Source organism: Pedobacter sp. AJM, from assembly GCF_002197755.1.
GTDB lineage: Bacteria > Bacteroidota > Bacteroidia > Sphingobacteriales > Sphingobacteriaceae > Pedobacter.
The window spans coordinates 109048-129148 of the sequence record NZ_NHOT01000006.1; the positions used below are offsets into that span (position 1 = coordinate 109048).

Below are 20101 nucleotides of genomic sequence, written 5' to 3' on the forward strand. Positions count from 1 at the left end.
TTTTCTTGTTACTATATATTCAATAACGAATTTAAAAAATTATAAATGGCAATTTTAGCATTTCAGAAACCAGACAAAGTGATCATGCAGAAATCAACTGATTTCGATGGCACATTTGAATTTCGTCCTTTAGAGCCCGGTTTCGGTGTAACAATTGGTAATGCCTTAAGAAGAATATTACTTTCTTCATTAGAAGGTTATGCTATTACTACTATTCGTTTTTCAGGCGTTTCTCATGAGTTTTCTACCATGAAAGGTGTTGTAGAAGATTTAACTGATATCATCTTAAATTTAAAACAAGTTCGTTTTAAGAAAACCGGTGATTCAGGTGATGCAGAAAAAGTTTTCATCATCGTTAATGGCCAGGATCAGTTTAAAGCTGGTGATATCACTAAATTCTCTAACAACTTTACAGTTTTAAACCCTGAGCATGTGATTTGCAATATGGATAAATCTGTGACTCTGGAGGTAGAATTAACCATCAATAAAGGACGTGGTTATGTACCTGCTGAAGAAAATAAAGTTGCTGATGCTGTTGTAGGTGTTATCGCGATCGATTCGATCTACACGCCAATGAAAAATGTAAAATACACAATTGAAAATTTCCGTGTTGAACAAAAAACGGATTATGAAAAATTGGTATTAGATATTTCTACTGATGGTTCAATTCATCCTGAAGAAGCATTAAAAGAAGCGGCTAAGATTCTTATCCAACACTTTATGTTATTCTCTGATGAGAACTTGGTATTAGAATCTCAGGCTAAAGAAGAAACTAAAGAAGTTGATGAGGAAATTTTACATATGCGTAAAATCCTTAAAACTGAATTAGTGGATATGGACCTTTCAGTTAGAGCATTAAACTGCTTAAAAGCTGCTGATATCCGTACTTTAGCTGATTTGGTTTCTTATGATGTTGCTGATATGTTAAAATTCAGAAACTTCGGTAAAAAATCTTTAACAGAAATTCAGGAATTAGTAAAATCAAAAGGTTTATCATTTGGTATGAACCTGTCTAAATTTAAATTAGACGAAGAATAAAAACGTTATATGTTATAAGTGATACGTCTTACGTAAAACTTACAACTTATTACTTTAATACATTAATTATTCACTGTGTATAATTCCCTCTGAGACAGAGACGGTATACACTTTATTAAAAAACAATGAGACACGGTAAAAAAGTAAACCACTTAGGTAGAACCGCAAGCCACAGAAAGGCGATGTTAGCGAACATGGCTTCATCACTTATTTTGCACAAAAGAATTTCAACTACTTTAGCTAAAGCTAAAGCATTACGTACTTATGTTGAGCCTATTATCACGAAATCAAAAAATGATACTACGCACTCCCGTCGTACAGTTTTTGCTTATTTACAGGATAAAGAAGTAGTTACTATTTTATTCCGCGAAATTGCTGAGAAAGTGGCAAACCGTCCGGGTGGTTACACTCGTATCATTAAATTAAATAACCGTGCCGGTGATAATGCTGAAATGGCTTTAATTGAATTGGTTGATTATAACGAAGTTTACGGTAAAGATGTAGAAGCGAAAGAAGAGAAGAAAACAACTCGTCGTGGTAGAAGTAAAGCTGCTGCTCCTAAAGCAGAAGAAGCTAAAGCCGAGACTGCTGAAAAAGCTGCAACTGAAGCACCTGCTGGCGAAGAAGCTCCTGCAACTGAAGAACCAAAAGGAGAATAATTTTATTCACCTTAAGATTAAAAAGTCCTGTTCGAAAGAGCAGGACTTTTTTTTATGCCAAGATTTTATTAGACGTTTACCTCATTTTTTTATTACATAGTAGTTTTTCGGGTATGGATCTATAAATTAGCTTAAAATAAACCGTAATGAAATTTAAGCTTTTTCTGATTCTTTTCATTTGCTCTGCGTTTGCATCAAACGCCCAAATTTTAAAATATATTAACGGTAACAATGCCTGGAATCCTGATTCGCTGGGGAACCATCGGGTTGTGCTCCAGTTTGCGGGTAGCGGCAAAATTGCCCATGCAAAAATTGATTGGCGCAGAAGAGATGAACATCCTGAATTAAAGGGAATCATTGTTCAGGATGCCAGCGGTAAAACCATTTCGGTTGTTGGTACAGATAAACTAACAAGAGAAAGTGCTGATGTTTATTTCGAAACCTCTGGTCCAGGCAAGTATTACCTGTACTATCTGGCTTATAAAAACGAAGGCAGGAGCAATTATCCAAAAGGTGTGTATATCAAACCTAAACAAGCAGATCAGGCCTGGTTAGCGACTGCAAAGCAGGTTAAGGTTAACGCTTCAGTGGTAGAGATTCAGTCTATCGATGCTTTCAATTCTTTTTATCCGATGGAAGTTATTGCAACAGCTAAGGAAACTACTGTTGTAAAATCTAAATATCCATCCGAAGCTTTTATTGTATTTCCGGAGGATAGGATGTACCCCATCAAAATGCAAAACGACCTGCCATACCGCTGGGTGCAAAAAGGTGCATTAAATTCTTTCACAGGAACGGCTAGCAAGGGCGAAAATTACGCATTTCAATTGGGTGTTTATGCCTTGAAGGATTTGAAAGATGTTAAAGTTTCTTTTGATGATTTAAAAACATCAACAGGGAAAATAATTTCTGCTAAATATATCAACTGCTTAAATACAAACGGAACGAGCTATGATAACAAATCATTAACAGAAACGGTAAATGTTGCAGCAGGAAAAATGCAGCCCATGTGGATTACGGTTGATATCCCCAAATCAACTTCAGCGGGGATTTATAAGGGCAAATTTACCGTGAAATCCAGAGGTAAATCAAAAGTTATCAATGTAAAATTAACTGTTGGCCATGAAGTTTTGGCCGATGCCGGCGTTGGAATGCCATATAAACAAACCCGGTTAACATGGTTGAACTCCAAACTGGCACAATCAAATGCCGTTGTGGCACCATATACACCACTAAAGGTTGATGGAAATGTAATCTCACTGCTCGGGCGAAAGTTTGAAATTAATAACGATGGTTTTCCAAAGCAGATCCAGACTTTTTTCAATACAGAAATGACTGGTTATACCGATAAACCCAATAATTTGTTATACGAACCGATACATTTTCATTTTTACAATACCCCTAAAACACAAGAGAAGTTTATTACGGGTAGCTTCCAGATTACCAGTAAAGAGGCAGGAACGGTAAAATGGAAAGCAAATAATACCTCGCAAAACCTGGCAATGGATTTGGAAGGTACTTTAGAATTTGATGGTTATATACATTATGTGATCAAGGTTAAGGCATTAAACGATGTGCTATTTAGCAATGTCGATTTTCATATTCCTTTTGATAAATCTGCAACAAAGTACCTGATGGGGTTAGGTGAGAAGGGTGGGGTTAGGCCTGACACTGTAAAATGGAAATGGGACGTGGCAAACAAAAATCAAGATGCCGTGTGGATTGGAAATGTAAATGCAGGCCTGTACTACCATTTGAGAGATGAGAACTATGTCCGTCCGCTGAATACAAATTTCTATCTGCAGAAACCATTGGTGTTACCAAAATCCTGGGGAAACGACAATAAAGGCGGCATCCAGATTAATATAAAAGGAAGTTCCATGTTGGCAGATAGTTTTACAGGAGCAAGGAGCATGAAGAAGGGAGATGTACTTTACTATAATTTCAATTTGCTCATTACGCCGTTTCATTTGCTGGACACTGATTTTCAGTGGGATAACCGTTTTTATCATAAATATGGAAGTTTAGATTCCATTAAAACTACCGGAGCAACGGTTGTAAATATTCATCATGCCACGCCCATAAATCCATGGATTAATTATCCGTTTATCGAATGGAAGAAGATGAAAACTTATGTGGATGAGGCACACCATAAAGGCTTGAAAGTAAAGATTTATAATACTGTTCGGGAGCTTTCTAATCATGCTTATGAATGGCCTGCATTAAGAAGTCTAGGTACTGAAGTGTATTCTCCGGGTAAAGGTGGTGGTTTCAGCTGGCTCCAGGAACATTTGGATTCTAATTATATTGCGGCCTGGTTTGTGCCGGAAATAAAAGACGCTGCTGTGATTAACAGTGGAATGAATCGCTGGCATAACTATTATGTAGAAGGGATGAATTGGCTGGTAAATAATGTTGGAATAGATGGGGTTTATCTGGATGATGTGGCTTTTGATCGGGTGACCATGAAGCGCATTAAACGGGTGTTAACGCAGCATAATCATCCGGGAATTATTGATTTGCACTCTGCGAATCAATACAATAAAAGTGATGGTTTTAACAATAGCGCCATTTTATACATGGAGCATTTTCCTTATCTGAATCGTTTATGGTTTGGTGAATATTTTGATTATCAGAAAAATGATCCGGATTTCTTGCTGACCGAAGTAAGCGGAATTCCATTTGGATTGATGGGAGAGATGCTGCAGGATGATGGAAACCCCTGGCGTGGGATCATTTATGGGATGACAAGCAGGTTAGGTTGGTCGGAGAAGAGCGATCCTAAACCACTTTGGAAGGCATGGGATAACTTCGGATTAAAGGGTGCTGAAATGATTGGTTACTGGAGTGATAATTGCCCGGTAAAAACAGATCATCCTAAAGTATTGGCTACGGTTTATAAACAGAAAGGTAAAACGATGATTGCCTTGGCCAGCTGGGTAGAAGAAGATATAAAAATTAATTTAAATATCGATTGGGCTACACTTGGCTTGGATGCCGATAAGATAAAAATATTGGCTCCGGCAATTGAAAATTTTCAGACTGCAGGGAATTATACTAACGAAAAATCTATTCCTATTGAAAAAGGAAAGGGTTTGATATTGATTGTGGAGTAGTTGGTAAGTAAGTATTCGTCATTGCTTCGTTAGCTGAAAAAGCCTCCCTGCAATGACGAATTCTTAGAAATTATACCTTTACATTTTCCATACCGTACTGTTTTAGTACATCGGCAGGAACACCCGTCCACTGGTTTGGTGCATTTCCTGCATAACCAATGTCTTTAACACCAATTTCGGTGGTGTAAAATCCTGATGCTGTTAAACTTCTCATTCTATTAAAAAAAGTCACGCCTGCCTGAACTTCAGGCTTTGCTTTTTTAGGATAAGCAATTTCATCAATTATTGAGATCTGCTGGGCAGATGAAGCATCAATAAATGATTTACCAAATTTATTAAAGCAATAAACATCCAGCCATTTTAAGCCACCACGCATGGGTGTTTTATGTTCTGGTATATCTTTTACGATAAACTCAATAAATTCGGGTACTTTGGCATCCGATGCACTGCCTGAAACATTGTCTTTTGGAATAATAATATCAGCAAGCACTGTAATGGTAGCCATTTCGTGTTTATTGAAAAACGTCTCTGCCTTTAGTTTTTTATCCCGGTCAATTTCCCATTGTTCCCTTCCGGCTTCTGTAGCAGCTTCCTCTTTAGGGGCAACAACTTCAGCTGTTTTTGTTTCGGGTTGCTTACAGGCTTCTAATATTACAGTGGTACTGATTGCTGTTAAACCTAGTGCTTTTATGGAATCACGTCTGTTCATGTTGTAATTCTTTAAATGTTATGTTTTTTCTTTTGAGCTAAAATATATTCGGCGGTTCGCATAGAGAGTGCAAGGATGGTCCAGGTAGCATTTTTATCGCCTTGTTGTACAAACGGACCAGCATCAACCACAAACAGGTTCTTACAATCATGTGCCTGGCAGTATTTATTTAGCGCAGATTTTTTCGGATCATCACCCATGCGGATGGTCCCCACTTCATGAATTATTTTTCCTGGCGGAAGCAATCCGTAATTGGTTTCCGGCCCCTGGATTTTAGAGGTCACTACACCGCCCATTTCTTTCATCATCGTGAGGAAAGTATCCTGCATGTGTTTGGCTTGCAAAATTTCTTCTTTAGCCCATTTGTAGTGGAATCTTAAAACGGGGATACCATATTTATCAACAGTATTGGGATCAATTTCACAATAGTTATCTTCGCGGGCAATAGCAGTTCCACGTCCGGCCATTCCTACCGTTGTACCGTAAAAACGGCGATAATCATCCTTGAGTGATTTCCCATACCCACCAGCTTCTTTCATTTTGCCATCTCTGCCGGGTACCATGCCATTCATTTCCGGTACACCGCCTCCGAAACCATAAGCTGGCATGCCCATTCCGCCCCAATATTCAATGTGGTATCCGCGGGGGAAGTTAAGTTTTTTGTTATCCAGCCACCATGGAGAATAAATGTGAACACTTCCCAAACCATCTTCGTTATAACGTTTCCGGTCCATGAGTTGAGGCAAAAAACCGGAAACACTAACACCGGTAGAATCATGCAGATATTTACCCACAATGCCACTGCTGTTGGCTAAACCATTAGGATGTGCAGATGATTTCGAATTCAATAAAATACGGGCAGATTCGCAAGCACTGGCACCTAATATGACCATTTTGCCATTCACCTGATATTCCTGCAAATCTTTCCGGTTTACATAAGAAACCCCTTTGGCAGATCCATCTTTATCGGTAATGACTTCCCGGACCATTGCATCAGTGATTACAGTTAAATTTCCTGTTTTTACAGCCGGGATAACGAGACATGATGAAGAAGAAAAATCGCCATACACTTTACAGCTTCTGCCGCATTGGCCACAATAAAAACATGGAGCCCGGTCGCTATTATTGGGTAAGGGTTCCGTTAAAACGGAGCCACGGCCGGGAATGACTTTGACACCAGCTTTATCTGCACCTTTTTTAATGAAAAGTTCGGTCAGGCGTGGTTTTGGTGGTTTCATAAAAATGCCATCTGGTTCATTTGGCAAACCTTCTTTAGTTCCGTAAATGCCGATTAAACGATCAACTTTATCATAAAATGGCTTCACTTCATCGTAAGTGATGGGCCAATCGTCAGTTAAACCATCTTTTGCCTGAAAATCAAGCGGCCCCATCCGGAGCGATATTCTTCCCCAGTGATTGGTACGTCCGCCTAACATGCGCGACCTGAACCATTCAAATTCGGTTTTATCTTTTGTGGTATAAGGTTCGCCCTCCAGTTCCCAGCCGCCATAAGAGGCGTCGAAATCACCAAATGGTCTGGTGGTTGAAGCACCGCGACGAGGAGATTCCCAGGGCCATTTTAACTGGTGTGCATCAATTCTAGGATCAAAATACTGACCAGCTTCGAGCATTAAAACTTTTTGTCCGGCATTTGCTAAAACGTAAGCACTCATCCCGCCACCTGCACCAGAACCAACGATAATCACGTCGTAAACGGTGGGCGATTTTTTAATCTGAAATTCACTCATTTGTATTGGTTAGATAAACTGTTTATCTAAGCTAGTGCTATTTTTTATGAAATAAAAACGTTTAATCATTTTGGAACGATTACAGATAATGTCTTTTCTGAGTTTTCTAAATCGTATTACCTCATGAAATGTGATTTCCTGATCTCAAGACAATTTTTAGCTTAAACATTAATTTTTTTGCTATAAATGATGAATAAAAACATCGCTTCATTGTTACATGATCAGGCTCAGCATTTCTTCGAATAATTAGGTTTATCTTTGCGTTATAAATTTAATTGATGGTATTTTCAGCACAAACAGAACAATTTATAGCAGCTTTAGCAGATAGCCTGAGCTTACAACAATTTGTTAAAATCTCTCTGGGGAATTATAAGGGCACAGATGAAGGATTGAGGCAAATTTTAGTTAGAAAAGTATTGATTAAAAGAATGCCTAAACTGGCTTTAACTTTTCGCTATAAAACCCGTGATATTGTAAAGAACTTTAATGAAGAAGAAGGGGTGAAGCTGATTTCAGAATATTTACAATCTGGTTTTAAAATCGCTACACTCTTTACAACTGAAAAGGATTTGATTTTTGAGGAATTGAATAACGGGAAGGTTGTCATCAGGGAAATCACAGCATCTGCAAAGGAAGTTCCTGCAGCCAGCCACGATAAGAAGAAAGCAAGGTTAATCAAACCAGATGATAAATCTTATTTAACAGAATTAAAAATTACAGATGCCGATGGCAGGGTATTTAAGAATGCACAGGATAAATTTCGTCAGATTAATCATTACATTGAAATTTTGAGTGCATTAATTAAAGAACTGCCCGAAGGAACCATTAAGAAAGTTGCTGATATGGGATCAGGTAAGGGCTACCTAACCTTTGCCTTATACGATTATCTGCATTCGGTTTTAAAGCTGGATTCAGCAGTGGTAGGTGTAGAATATCGCCAGGATATGGTTGATTTATGTAATGCTGTAGCGGATAAGTCTGAATTTGATCAGTTGAGTTTTGTTCAGGGAACGATAGAAGATTATAATGCCGAAAATGTGAATTTATTAATTGCACTTCATGCCTGCGATACCGCTACAGACGATGCTATTTTTAAAGGAATTAAGGCAAATGCTGAGTTAATTGTAGTTGCACCATGCTGCCATAAACAGATCAGGAGGGAGATTGAGCAGCATAAAGTAAAGAATGATGTTTCGTTTTTAACCAAATACGGGATCTTTTTAGAACGCCAGGCCGAAATGGTGACTGATGGAATTCGTGCTTTGATTTTGGAATACTTTGGTTATAAGACTAAGGTTTTTGAATTCATTTCGGATGCACATACACCGAAGAATGTGCTTGTAGTTGGAGTTAAAAAAAGTCCGAAGTCTTTAGTCGGAAATCTGTGGAATGAGGAGCAGAACGTGATTTTACAAAAAATTAAAGCAAGTAAAGCCTATTTTGGGATTGGCTATCATCATTTGGAAAAATTGTTGGATTTGTAGATTAACTGCAAAGAGCACTAAGTTTTTCGCGAAGAAACGAAAGGCTTCAGGTACCAGATAATTTCTTATTTAGCTCGATGTCAACCTATAAGGATCAAGCTTATAAGTGCAATAAAATCAAGGCAACTAAAGCTGGAATGGATTGTACATACAGAATTTTTTTACTTGCCGTAGCTGCACCATAAATCCCGGCCACGATGATGCAGCATAAAAAAAAGATCGCTACATATGTTTTCCATTGATGATCGTCGATGCATAATGACCAAATTAGTCCAGCGGCCAGAAAACCATTATATAAACCTTGATTAGCGGCCAATGCCTTGGTTTGTGGAAACAAATCTTTAGGGATGGTTTTAAAAACATGAGGTGCTTTGGTTGTCCAGGCAAACATTTCTAACCATAAAATATAAATATGAAGGACGGCAATAATACCAATTAAAATCTGTGCTGCTAGTTGCATTTTGAATGGGTTTTTTTAATAGCTCAAGGTACAAAAAAAATGTTATCAGGCCCTAATGTGTTAGCACTTACATGCTATTTTTAAACCAAGCAACCAAAAGTAATCAGATCAAGAGATAATCCTTAACCTTTGAAATGAGTTGTAGCCTTCAGCTTTCGCCATTCATCTTTATTCTGTCATGCTGTCAGTAATCTGCAGTCCCTTTTTTTACATTTTATCAGTCTTTTGCACATATTATCTGCCAAAACCCAATTGGCACAAGCATTGTTTAACAGGTAGAAATTATAAAGCTTAAAAAAGAAAAAACATAATACAATGGGAAAAATTATTGGAATAGACTTAGGAACAACAAACTCTTGCGTGAGCGTAATGGAGGGCAATGAGCCTGTAGTTATTGCAAACAGTGAGGGTAAACGTACTACACCGTCTATTGTTGCTTTTGCAGAAAACGGTGAGCGTAAAGTTGGCGAGCCTGCTAAACGTCAGGCTATAACCAACCCAACAAAAACGATATATTCGATTAAACGCTTTATGGGTAGCAGCTACGACGAAAGTGCGAAAGAAGCTGGACGTGTACCTTATAAAGTAATTAAAGGTGATAACAATACACCTCGCGTAGAAATCGACGACAGAAAATATACTCCACAAGAGATTTCTGCCATGATTCTACAGAAAATGAAAAAAACTGCTGAAGATTTCTTGGGTCAGGAAGTGACAGAAGCGGTAATCACTGTACCTGCCTACTTTAATGATGCACAACGTCAGGCTACGAAAGAAGCTGGTGAAATTGCTGGTTTATCTGTAAAACGTATCATTAACGAGCCTACTGCAGCTGCTTTAGCTTATGGCTTAGATAAAGCACACAAAGACATGAAAATTGTTGTGTTTGACTGTGGTGGTGGTACGCATGACGTTTCTGTATTAGAATTAGGTGATGGTGTTTTCGAAGTAAAATCTACTGATGGTGATACGCACTTAGGTGGTGATGACTTTGACCACATTATTATTGACTGGTTAACTGAAGAATTCAAATCAGAAAACAGCATGGACCTTGCAAAAGATCCGATGGCATTACAACGTTTGAAAGAAGCGGCTGAGAAAGCTAAAATTGAGTTATCAAGCACTACTTCTACTGAAATTAACTTGCCATATATTACTGCCGATGCGAGTGGCCCAAAACACTTGGTGCGTACCTTATCCCGTGCTAAATTTGAGCAATTGGCTGATAGCTTAATCAAACGTACTATCGAGCCTTGTAAATCTGCTTTGAAAAATGCTGGTTTAAGCACAAGCGATATCGATGAAATTATCTTAGTAGGTGGTTCAACCCGTATTCCTGCAATCCAGGATGCAGTTAAAGCTTTCTTTGGTAAAGAGCCAAGTAAAGGTGTTAACCCTGATGAAGTTGTGGCGATTGGTGCTGCTATTCAAGGTGGTGTGTTAACTGGTGATGTGAAAGATGTATTGTTATTAGACGTTACGCCTTTATCATTAGGTATCGAAACTATGGGTGGTGTAATGACTAAATTAATTGAGTCTAACACAACTATCCCAACTAAAAAATCAGAGACTTTCTCAACTGCGGCTGATAACCAGCCTTCAGTAGAAATCCATATTTTACAAGGTGAACGCCCAATGGCTAACCAAAACCGTACAATTGGTCGTTTCATTTTAGATGGTATTCCACCAGCACCTCGTGGTGTGCCTCAGGTAGAAGTGTCTTTTGATATTGATGCTAACGGTATCTTACACGTAAGTGCAAAAGATAAAGCTACTGGTAAAGAGCAGAAAATCCGTATTGAAGCTTCTTCAGGTTTAACTGATGCTGAGATCAAAAAAATGAAAGAAGAAGCAGAAGCTAACGCAGCTGATGATGCTAAAGCTAAAGAAGAAGCTGATAAAATCAATGGTGCTGATGCTTTAATTTTCTCTACTGAGAAACAATTGAAAGAGTTTGGTGATAAATTATCTGCTGATAAAAAAGCGCCAATCGAATCTGGTTTAGAGAAATTAAAAGCAGCTCACTTATCTCGTAACTTTGCAGATATCGATGCAGCACAAGCTGAATTGCAAAATGCATGGAACGCAGCATCTGAGGAAATGTACAAAGATGGCGGTCAGCCTCAAGGTGGTGAGCAACCACAAGCTGATGGTCAACCTCAAGGTGGTGGCGATAACGTTACTGACGTTGATTTTGAAGAAGTAAAAGAAGACGATAAGAAATAGTCTTGAGTCTGAAGTCCTGAGTCGGGAGTCTTGGGTTGAAATAAAAGCGTTTCTGATTAAGTTCAGGAACGCTTTTTTAGTTTGGAGTCTGAAGTTTTTGAGTGGAGTGTTTTGGACGGAAATAGCAAGTGTTTCTGATTAAGTTCAGGAAGGCTTTTCATATTCATCATTGCCGAGACACGAAGCAATCTTCATGCGATTGCTATAAGCGTAAGCTACAAGCAGATAATTTTTAATTCAGGTTTTCCGCTATAATATCCTGCAATTCTTTTTCATTTATGGCTATTTCCTGAAGTAATTTAAACTGGTTTTTAGCCCGATCTAAATTTTGAGCGACATGGTTTACAGGATAATACATGTTGCCGTTTAAAAAATCAGTTAAGAAGCGTAAAGCTTGCATGTAAATGATATACCTGCCTGAGAATAAAATCAACTCCTTCTCTGTTGCGGTTAATATTGACTTCATCTCTGAAAGATAACCTTTAATCATGGCCTCGAAATAAGGGATTCTGATTTTGATCAGGCTGAGATCTGTTTCATTTTCAGAAAATGCACACAGGTAAGTTCGCATCATATCGCCTATATCTGAAATAAATTTGCCGGGCATGATGGTGTCTAAGTCAATTACGCAAACGCCATCGAAAGTCTTTTCATCCAATAGCACATTACTGATTTTAGTATCGTGATGCATTACACGGTCAGGAAAGTCATTTCTGTGTGAATAGGAAATATAATAATCTAAAATATGCTTATGGTTCAAAGCATCTTCAATCTGCTTTTCAGCTTGTACCTTCACAAATTCCGGGGCTTTGGCTAATGCCTTTGCAAATTGTGCATATCGCAACGCCAGGTCGTGAAAACCAGGAATAGTAGCCTGAAGCGACTTCGTATCAAAATCATCAAGCAATCTACTTAATTTGCCAAATTGCTTTGCTGCTTCAAAAGCTTGCTTAGGCGTGCTTAAAACATCAAGAGAAATGGTATTCGGCACAAAGGGTAATAACCGCCAGAACTCCTCATTGATGTGCGCCATTTGCATTCCACCGGTAGTAGGAAGTGGTTTAATGAAAAGGTAATCGGGATCGTGCAGCGAAAGATAAGCTGAGATTGCCTTTAGATTATTGGCAATGATCCAGGGGGATTTAAAAACCGAACTGTTGATATTCTGGAGAATAAATTTATCCTGCCCGGCTAGGGGAGTAAGCAAATAGGTACGGTTAATTAAACCCGTACCTATTTGTGTGATTGTTGTATCTTCTTTAGTAAATCCGTAAGCGCTTAAAACTTCGGAAGCTAAATTTAGTTCCATAATTTTTCAGGATAGGTTCCATTGTTAACCAATTGGTTAATAGAATCCTGAACATATGGTTTATCTTCTTTATACGTTACACCAAACCATTTATTTGAAGTTGGAACCACCTTAAATGTCGCCGTATTGTTTCGTACCAGGTTTTCGCCGATTAAAGGAATAAAAAATTCTGCTTTAGGTTTGTCTTTGTTGGCCATGGCAAATTCTTTAAATAGGCGCTCTGTAATTTCAAAAACAGCAGGTGTAAAACCCCAGAAGTTCATGGATACAGGCGTGCTGAAATCCAATGGAAACTCTTCACCATCTTCTTCATAGAAAATTTTTCCATCTTTGGGATAAACTTTTGTGCGTTCTACAATTTCTGATAAGTTACCGGATTCGTCTACTTTGCAAACCCCTCTGGATACTGATCCAAATTCAGAAAGTGTTTTACCAATTTCATAGCCTATAATTGAATAATTACTGTCAGTAGCTTCTGTGTTTAAGAAATCAGCCATTTTCTGAAAGGCATCAAAACCATAATAATCATCGGCATTGATCACACAGAAAGGTTCTTTAATTACCTTTCTTCCGGATAAAATGGCATGAGCGGTTCCCCATGGTTTTTCCCGGTAAATTTCTTCTTCAATACCAAATTGTTTCAGATCAAAGTTCTGGAAAACATATTCAGTTTCTATTCTGCCATTTAATTTTGGCTCAAAAATAGATTTAAAATTTTCTACAAATTCTTCTTTAATAATAAATACAACCTTGCCAAATCCGGCATTAATTGCATCATATATGGAATAATCTATAATGGTTTCGCCATTTGGGCCAAAGCCATCAATTTGTTTCATACTGCCATAACGGCTGGCCATCCCGGCAGCCAATATCAATAGGGTTGGTTTCATGTTATAAAATATTAACGGAGCATTAATGTATTGTACTTATATTGATTATTTTGGAGGGTTAAAAACCGAAAAGACCACCGGTTTTAGACTTGGTTTTCTTGCCGGTTAGCATTCCGAATATACCCCTAACAATTTCTTTGCCAATTTGGCGAGTGATGGTTGCGCCCATTACCTGTTCAACCAAACTCTTTTCATTTGTGCCGGGTTTGTTGTTACTTGTTTCCTGTTTTTGTAATTCTTTTTCCTGCTTTACCTGTTCTGCTGCTGCTGTCTGATCATTTATTTTTTTTGTTAGCATTTCATAAGCACTTTCAGGGTCTAATGTATCTTTATATTTTGCATACATCTGACTGCCATTGATCAGTTGCCCGAAATCTGCTGAACTCAAGGGCGCCATCACTGACCGGGGAGGTGTAAGCATGGTAGCAGAAACTTCTGTTGGGATTCCTTTCTCATTTAATACGGTAATGAGTGCCTGCCCGGTGCCCAGTGCCGTTAAAATTTTATCTATTTCATAGAAATCAGATTTTGGATAGGTGTTCACTGTTTTTTTCAAAGCATCGGCATCATTTGGTGTAAATGCCCTTAGTGCATGCTGAACCCGGTTACCCAACTGGCCCAATACGCTTTCGGGTACATCTGTTGGAGACTGCGTGCAGAAAAACACCCCTATACCTTTTGAACGGATTAACCTGATAATGGTTTCAATCTGCTCTAAGAAAGCTTTAGATGAATTTTTAAACAATAAATGTGCTTCATCAATAAAGAACACCAACTTTGGTTTATCTAAATCTCCAACTTCAGGCATTGTATTAAACAGTTCGGCCAGCAGACTTAATAAAAAGGTTGAATACAATACCGGTTGATTTTGAACATCGGCAATATTAAGCAAGCTAATGATTCCTTTGCCATCCACACGTTCTAATAAATCTGCTATGTCGAAAGATTTTTCGCCAAACATTCCACCTAATCCCTGTTGCTCAATTGCCACAATTTTTCTCAGTATTGTACCTGATGTTGAACTGGAAATACTGCCATAATCACTTTTGATTTCTGCGGCACCAGCACCTTCTGAGAGATAAGAAACCAGTTTTTTTAAATCGTTCAGGTCTATGATGGGCATTTTGTTGTCATCGGCATATTTGAAAATCACAGCCATCACACCTGCCTGCGTATCATTAAGGTCAAGTATTTTTGATAACAGTGTAGGACCAAACTCCAATACTGTAGCACGCATTTGTGCACCTGTTTTTCCAGATAAGGAATAAATTTCCAGAGGAAAGCCTGATGGTGCAAATGGCTTATTCAATTGTCGGGCACGTTCTTCAATTTTAGGATTAACGGATCCGGGTTTGTTTAAACCTGATAAATCTCCTTTTACATCCAGCATAAATACCGGTACACCAGCATCTGATAGCTGTTCTGCAAGCAACTGCAGTGTTCTGGTTTTTCCTGTCCCGGTTGCCCCGGCAATTAAACCATGCCGGTTCATCATTTTTAATGATAAATTAACTTCAGCCTCGCTATAAACCTGTCCATCTAAAATTCCGGCACCCAAATAAATATATGAACCCGTAGGGCTGTAGGATGATTTTATTTGTTCGATGAATTTAGCCGACTCACTCATGTTGTTTTATTTAAATGCCTAATCTAAGAAACTAATCTTAAAAAAATGTGTAATTACCGGAACATCCTGGTTCAATTTATTGCACAGGATTGGTCACTAAATTAATTAAACTGTTTATAATGATTTAATTCAGACCTTAATGTGCTGATTTCGTTTTGCATGGTTTCTACCTGATTTAGCAATTGAGAAATGGCATGCAAACCTTCCAGGTTAATGTTGAGGTCTTTGGCTAAACGTACATACCGTTCCAGTTTTAAAAGCTCATCCATACTCAGAAAGATAGTTTTTTTTTGAGTGGTGGTTTTAATCAGGCCGAAATCTTCAAGTGATTGAATAAAATCGATCTCTACATGGTGATACACACATATATCATTTAAGGCTATCAGATTATTTCTCATCATCATTAGCTTTTAGAAAGTTTTTCAAATAATTCTTTTTGCTCCTGGTTTAGATGGGTAGGTAATTTAACCTGCCACTTAATATACAAATCGCCAAACTGATCTGCTTTTTTATAAACGGGAAATCCTTTTCCCTTTAAGCGTAAGGTGGCATCAGGTTGAGTGCCTTCAGGTATTTTAAGCTTTACTTTACCATTTAAGGTTTCCACAATTTTTTCACCACCTAAAACAGCTGTGTACAGGTCAATTTCTTCCTGAATGTAGATATCATTCCCCTTCCGCTTAAATTTAGGGTCTTCACTGATGTTGAACTTAATATACAGGTCGCCAGGTTGTCCGTTATTTGCACCTGGTGCACCATAACCCGGTAGTTTTATCTTTTGCCCATTTTCTACCCCTGCCGGGATGGTAATCCGCACTTGTCTCCCATTAACCGTTAAGGTTTGTTTATGTGTGGTGTAAGCATCTTGAAGGTTTAATTGCAGCTCTGCATTATAATCCTGCCCTTTAAAAGGCGATTGCCTGCTACTTCTGCCAGCGCCACCGCCAAACATGGAGGAGAAAAAATCGGAGAAATCATCACCTCCGAATCCACCGGAATAACCTCCGCCATTGCTGTAGCCTCCACCCTGAGACTGGTATTGTCTGCGTTGTTTTTCCTGCGCATCCAGCTGATCGGCATGTTGCCAGTCTTTACCGTATTTATCGTACTTTTTACGCTTTTCAGGATCACTCAAAACCTCATTGGCTTCGTTAATTTGCTGAAATTTCTTATTTGCCTCTTCGTTATTGGGATTTAAATCCGGGTGATACTTCCTGGCCAATTTCCGATATGCTTTTTTTACATCGTCAATGGTTGCGGTTTTTTTTAAATCGAGGATTTTATAGTAATCTATGTAGTCCATAATGCTGTTAACAAATCATAAGTGCTAAAGTTTAATGTTTGGCAGCTAAATTTACTTTATATTTTTAACGTATATCTTACTTAAATATTGATTTTTACTTCAAAACCATTAAACAAAAATGCCTCCAAAAAATTGAAGGCATCTGATGTTAATGATCAGATTAGTATTATTAATCTTTGTGGATGTGATTTTACTTCACTTTTAAAATTTCTATTTTTTCCCGCTCACTTGACAATAAACGTTCAAATAGTTCAATAATCTTTTCAACCGTATTGAACGTCGGTTGATAATTTACTGAACTTGCAATCAGTGTTGAATGATCACTACTGGAATTATGGTAGGTATTTGATATGACATTGAAAACCACTTCATCACTATAATTCTTTATTGCTTCCTTGCTCAGGCCCAATACGCTGGCAAATTATCTAAAGTGCTATCTTCTATTTGTTCGCTCTGTTCTAATTTACTTACCGCTTGCTGACTAATACCAAGTTCTATGGCTAAGGCTTCTTGCTTCATGATTCTCTTATACGGCTAATTTTTCTACCGATGTGAGGGGTGTTTGTTTTTTCTACGGTTTCTATATTTTAAATATATCTAATTTTTGTCTGGTAAAAAATTATATGGAGTTGTCGTTAACAATAGCCTATTTATGGACTTTGCAGTAGGCAATATCAGCATTACAGTAATACAAAAACAAAGATTAAAGTGGGTTTAGAAAAGTAAAAACCCATTAAAATACCAGCAAGAGCAGATATTTTAATGGGTTAATATTAATGATCAGCGAAAAATTATTTCTTTCCTTTAACGTATTTTTCTAACCATTGGTCTTCTTCCCATAGGGTATGAAGGATGTTTTCTTTTCCGCGATAGCCGTGCGCTTCATAAGGTAAGAATACGAAACGGGTGGTTCCGCCGGCACCTTTAATGGCATTAAATAAACGTTCACTATTGATTGGGAAGGTACCTGGATTATCATCAGAATCGCCGTGGATCAACAGCAATGGTGTTTTAATTTTATCTGCATAACTGAAGGGACTCATCTCATAATAAAGTTGGGGTACCTGCCAGTAGGTACGTTCTTCATTTTGAAAACCAAACGGTGTAAGTGTACGGTTGTAAGCGCCGCTGCGGGCAATTCCTGCTGCAAAAAGATCGGTATGGGCCAGCAAATTTGCTGTCATGAAAGCTCCGTAACTGTGGCCGCCAACAGCCATTCTTTTTTTATCGCCAACGCCTAAATCAGCCAGTTTATTAATTGCTGCTTCTGCATTTAGTTTAAGCTGCTCAATAAAAGTATCATTTGGTTTTTTACCATCTTTGGCTACGATAGGCATTTCTGCGTTATCTAAAATGGCATAGCCCCTGGTAACCCAATAAATTGGCGATCCCCAGCTGATGTTGGTAAACTTATCTTTAGAACCACGGATTTGCGCCGCATCTGCTGCAGAATTAAATTCACGTGGATAAGCCCAGATTAGCGTTGGCAGTGGTCCGTCTTTGGCCTTGTCATATCCTTTCGGTAAATATAAATCGCCGGTTAAATCCACCCCATCTGCACGCTTATAAGAAATTTTTTCTTTTGTGATGCCATCAAGTGATGGATAGGGATTCGCAAAATCAGTCACAGGCTGATCGGCAATGCGCAGTACGAGGTTTTTAATAAAATAATTGGGCACCATTTTCTGGCTTTCCCTGCGGGTTAATAAAACCAATTTATCCGGATTGATGACATCACTTACGTATTCAAATGTGCCTTCTGCACTTCGCCAGATGATTTCATTTTTCTTTGTGGCCAGATCAAACTTGGCCAGGAAAGGTAAATCTCCTTTTTCTGAAGAACCAACCGGATTATTCATCAACAGTTTGGTGCCATTATCAACCGTTTTAATCACCTGGCGGCCATACTTGTTTTTCACGGTTACCGGCGATCCCGGGTTGCCGTAAGCATCTGTTTGATTACGGGTATATAATTCTTCTACAACACCGGTGGCTGGATTATACCTGCTTACCTTGTTGATTTGTTTACTTCTCAGGCCTTCCATAATCAGGGCCAGATGAGCATCTCCCCACTGTACACCGCGGTAACGGGTTTGAGTTTTGAACAATTCTTTTTCAGTACCTGCAAAAGGCGCACTCAAGGCATAAACAGCATCATGAAATGGAACACTTTTTATAATCAAGCCACTATCTAAAGGTTTTGCCCAAATCAGTGTGGCTGGTTCATCATCCCGCCAGTCGAAACTACGGGCAACATTTTGTGTATTGTCGTAACCAGATGGTGTTCCTTCTGATGAAGGTAATTCAACGATGGTTTTAATCGTTTTTCCATTTTGATCAGTAATGGTGATGGTTGATGGAAAACCAAATGCTGAAACCAGATAAGAAAAAGGTTTTCTAATGGTTGCTGTCAGCATATAATTTTTATCAGGAGATAATTCTACCCGGGTGTAAATGGCTGGTTTTCCAATAGGGGTTTCTACGCCTGCTGTATTTTTAACCAGTTGAGCGGTAGCAAAAAATTCAAACAGCTGCTCATCAAATGGTGATTTGATTAAATCCTGATAGGTAGCACTTGGTGCTGTTTTACCCAGGTTTTGCTGGATGGTTGGCCCTTTTGGCATTAAAGGCTTTTTAGGTGCAGCAGCAGCTGGTTGCGTTGCCGTACGATAAATTAATGTTTGGTCATTTAACCAGGTTAATCCGCTTCCCAATACCACATTTAAAAATGCTTTATTTGTTTTGACAGCCTTTTTTGTCGTCAGATCAATCACATACAGGTCAACTCCTTTTTGGGTGGTTTGGGTAAAGGCAATTTTGGTTTCTGAAGGGTTCCAGCTGATATTGCCGGCGAATAAAGGAGCTGGTAAGCCAGTAACCTGAAAGGTTTGATTTGTTTTAATGTTTTTCAGGCTGAAATTATTAATGTAATTCTGCCTGCTTGGTGCGTAATTATTAGGATTCAACCTTAAGCCGGCGATCCGGTATTCGGGCATGGCCAATTCTTCTACTGAAGGATAAGAATTGCGTTCGCTAAATAAAATCCATTCTGCTTTGCCATCCATGCTTACTGCAGGTGTTGGTTTAGCCAATAATAAATCAGCAATTTCTTTTGGTGGGTTTTGATAGCTAATGGCATCCTGTGCAGCAGCGTTAAGCGAATTAAAAGTACCCGCTATCAATAAAAAGGCGTATAAATTTTTAATCATTTTAATGAGTTATGATGAATAAGGGATTCAAAGATTGGAAATTTAAAAGTATTGCCCCGTAACTTCTTATTTACAGTTTGCCGGAGGAAAGCTTGATGATATCATCATTTTCAATCATAATCTATATTTTTTACAATTGATGGTAGTGATGTATTTTTAACATTACAGATTTAAATGTATTATTTTAGTTAAATACCTGTTTTTAATGTCAAAAACCACTCAAAATGTTGACATAAGTCAAATTAATTGCTGGTTTTAACCATTGTCACGCACTTTTTCATACTTTCGTTCCGTCAATCGTCCCCGATATTGATTTAATTGAA

General features: G+C 38.3%; 14 protein-coding genes. 5 read left to right on the forward strand and 9 right to left on the reverse strand.

Annotated elements, in window-relative coordinates:
- Positions 1–45 precede the first annotated feature (45 nt).
- The 3 genes from CBW18_RS13860 to CBW18_RS13870 all read left to right on the forward strand — a co-directional run bounded on the left by CBW18_RS13860 (position 46) and on the right by CBW18_RS13870 (position 4813).
- Positions 46–1038 (forward strand): DNA-directed RNA polymerase subunit alpha, encoded by a 993-nt coding sequence (locus CBW18_RS13860; RefSeq protein WP_056848536.1) that lies wholly within the window; start codon positions 46–48, stop codon positions 1036–1038.
- Between the two features lie 125 nt (positions 1039–1163).
- The gene (gene rplQ, locus CBW18_RS13865; RefSeq protein ID WP_088301920.1) at positions 1164–1697 is read left to right on the forward strand and encodes a 50S ribosomal protein L17; all 534 of its coding nucleotides are present in this window, start codon (positions 1164–1166) and stop codon (positions 1695–1697) included.
- A gap of 146 nt (positions 1698–1843) precedes the next feature.
- Positions 1844–4813 (forward strand): glycoside hydrolase domain-containing protein, encoded by a 2970-nt coding sequence (locus CBW18_RS13870; RefSeq protein WP_088301921.1) that lies wholly within the window; start codon positions 1844–1846, stop codon positions 4811–4813.
- A 70-nt stretch (positions 4814–4883) separates the two neighbouring features.
- Here CBW18_RS13870 and CBW18_RS13875 read toward each other — a convergent pair whose 3' ends face one another.
- Together CBW18_RS13875 and CBW18_RS13880 are read right to left on the reverse strand one after the other, a co-directional pair.
- Complete coding sequence (locus CBW18_RS13875; protein ID WP_088301922.1) at positions 4884–5522, reverse strand: gluconate 2-dehydrogenase subunit 3 family protein; 639 nt, start codon at positions 5520–5522, stop codon at positions 4884–4886.
- 11 nt (positions 5523–5533) lie between these two features.
- Complete coding sequence (locus tag CBW18_RS13880) at positions 5534–7270, reverse strand: GMC oxidoreductase (protein WP_088301923.1); 1737 nt, start codon at positions 7268–7270, stop codon at positions 5534–5536.
- Between the two features lie 278 nt (positions 7271–7548).
- Between CBW18_RS13880 and CBW18_RS13885 the strand changes: the two genes are divergently transcribed.
- Positions 7549–8754, forward strand: coding sequence for an SAM-dependent methyltransferase (locus CBW18_RS13885; RefSeq protein WP_088301924.1), 1206 nt, complete (start codon positions 7549–7551; stop codon positions 8752–8754).
- 100 nt (positions 8755–8854) lie between these two features.
- On the opposite strand, the gene CBW18_RS13890 is transcribed toward CBW18_RS13885, so the two are convergent.
- On the reverse strand, positions 8855–9214 hold the full coding sequence (locus CBW18_RS13890; RefSeq protein WP_088301925.1) for a DUF1304 domain-containing protein: 360 nt from the start codon (positions 9212–9214) through the stop codon (positions 8855–8857).
- A 315-nt stretch (positions 9215–9529) separates the two neighbouring features.
- Between CBW18_RS13890 and dnaK the strand changes: the two genes are divergently transcribed.
- Entirely contained in the window at positions 9530–11440 is a 1911-nt protein-coding gene (gene dnaK, locus CBW18_RS13895; protein WP_088301926.1) for a molecular chaperone DnaK, read from the forward strand.
- Positions 11441–11672: 232 nt separating this feature from the next.
- Here the strand turns inward: dnaK and CBW18_RS13900 are convergent, their stop codons facing one another.
- From CBW18_RS13900 to CBW18_RS13930, 6 genes are all read right to left on the reverse strand, one after another.
- The gene (locus CBW18_RS13900; protein ID WP_088301927.1) at positions 11673–12749 is read right to left on the reverse strand and encodes a phosphotransferase enzyme family protein; all 1077 of its coding nucleotides are present in this window, start codon (positions 12747–12749) and stop codon (positions 11673–11675) included.
- Positions 12740–13639 carry a sugar phosphate nucleotidyltransferase gene (locus CBW18_RS13905; protein ID WP_088301928.1) on the reverse strand — a complete coding sequence of 300 codons (900 nt, stop codon included), beginning with the start codon at positions 13637–13639 and terminating at the stop codon, positions 12740–12742. The genes CBW18_RS13900 and CBW18_RS13905 overlap by 10 nt, the downstream gene beginning before the upstream one ends.
- A 58-nt stretch (positions 13640–13697) precedes the next feature.
- On the reverse strand, positions 13698–15266 hold the full coding sequence (locus CBW18_RS13910; protein ID WP_088301929.1) for a helicase HerA-like domain-containing protein: 1569 nt from the start codon (positions 15264–15266) through the stop codon (positions 13698–13700).
- Between the two features lie 101 nt (positions 15267–15367).
- Positions 15368–15670 carry a chaperone modulator CbpM gene (locus tag CBW18_RS13915; protein WP_088301930.1) on the reverse strand — a complete coding sequence of 101 codons (303 nt, stop codon included), beginning with the start codon at positions 15668–15670 and terminating at the stop codon, positions 15368–15370.
- Positions 15670–16569 carry a DnaJ C-terminal domain-containing protein gene (locus CBW18_RS13920; RefSeq protein ID WP_088301931.1) on the reverse strand — a complete coding sequence of 300 codons (900 nt, stop codon included), beginning with the start codon at positions 16567–16569 and terminating at the stop codon, positions 15670–15672. The genes CBW18_RS13915 and CBW18_RS13920 overlap by 1 nt, the downstream gene beginning before the upstream one ends.
- 791 nt (positions 16570–17360) lie before the next feature.
- Positions 17361–19778 (reverse strand): S9 family peptidase, encoded by a 2418-nt coding sequence (locus CBW18_RS13930; RefSeq protein ID WP_088301932.1) that lies wholly within the window; start codon positions 19776–19778, stop codon positions 17361–17363.
- Between the last annotated feature and the right edge of the window lie 323 nt (positions 19779–20101).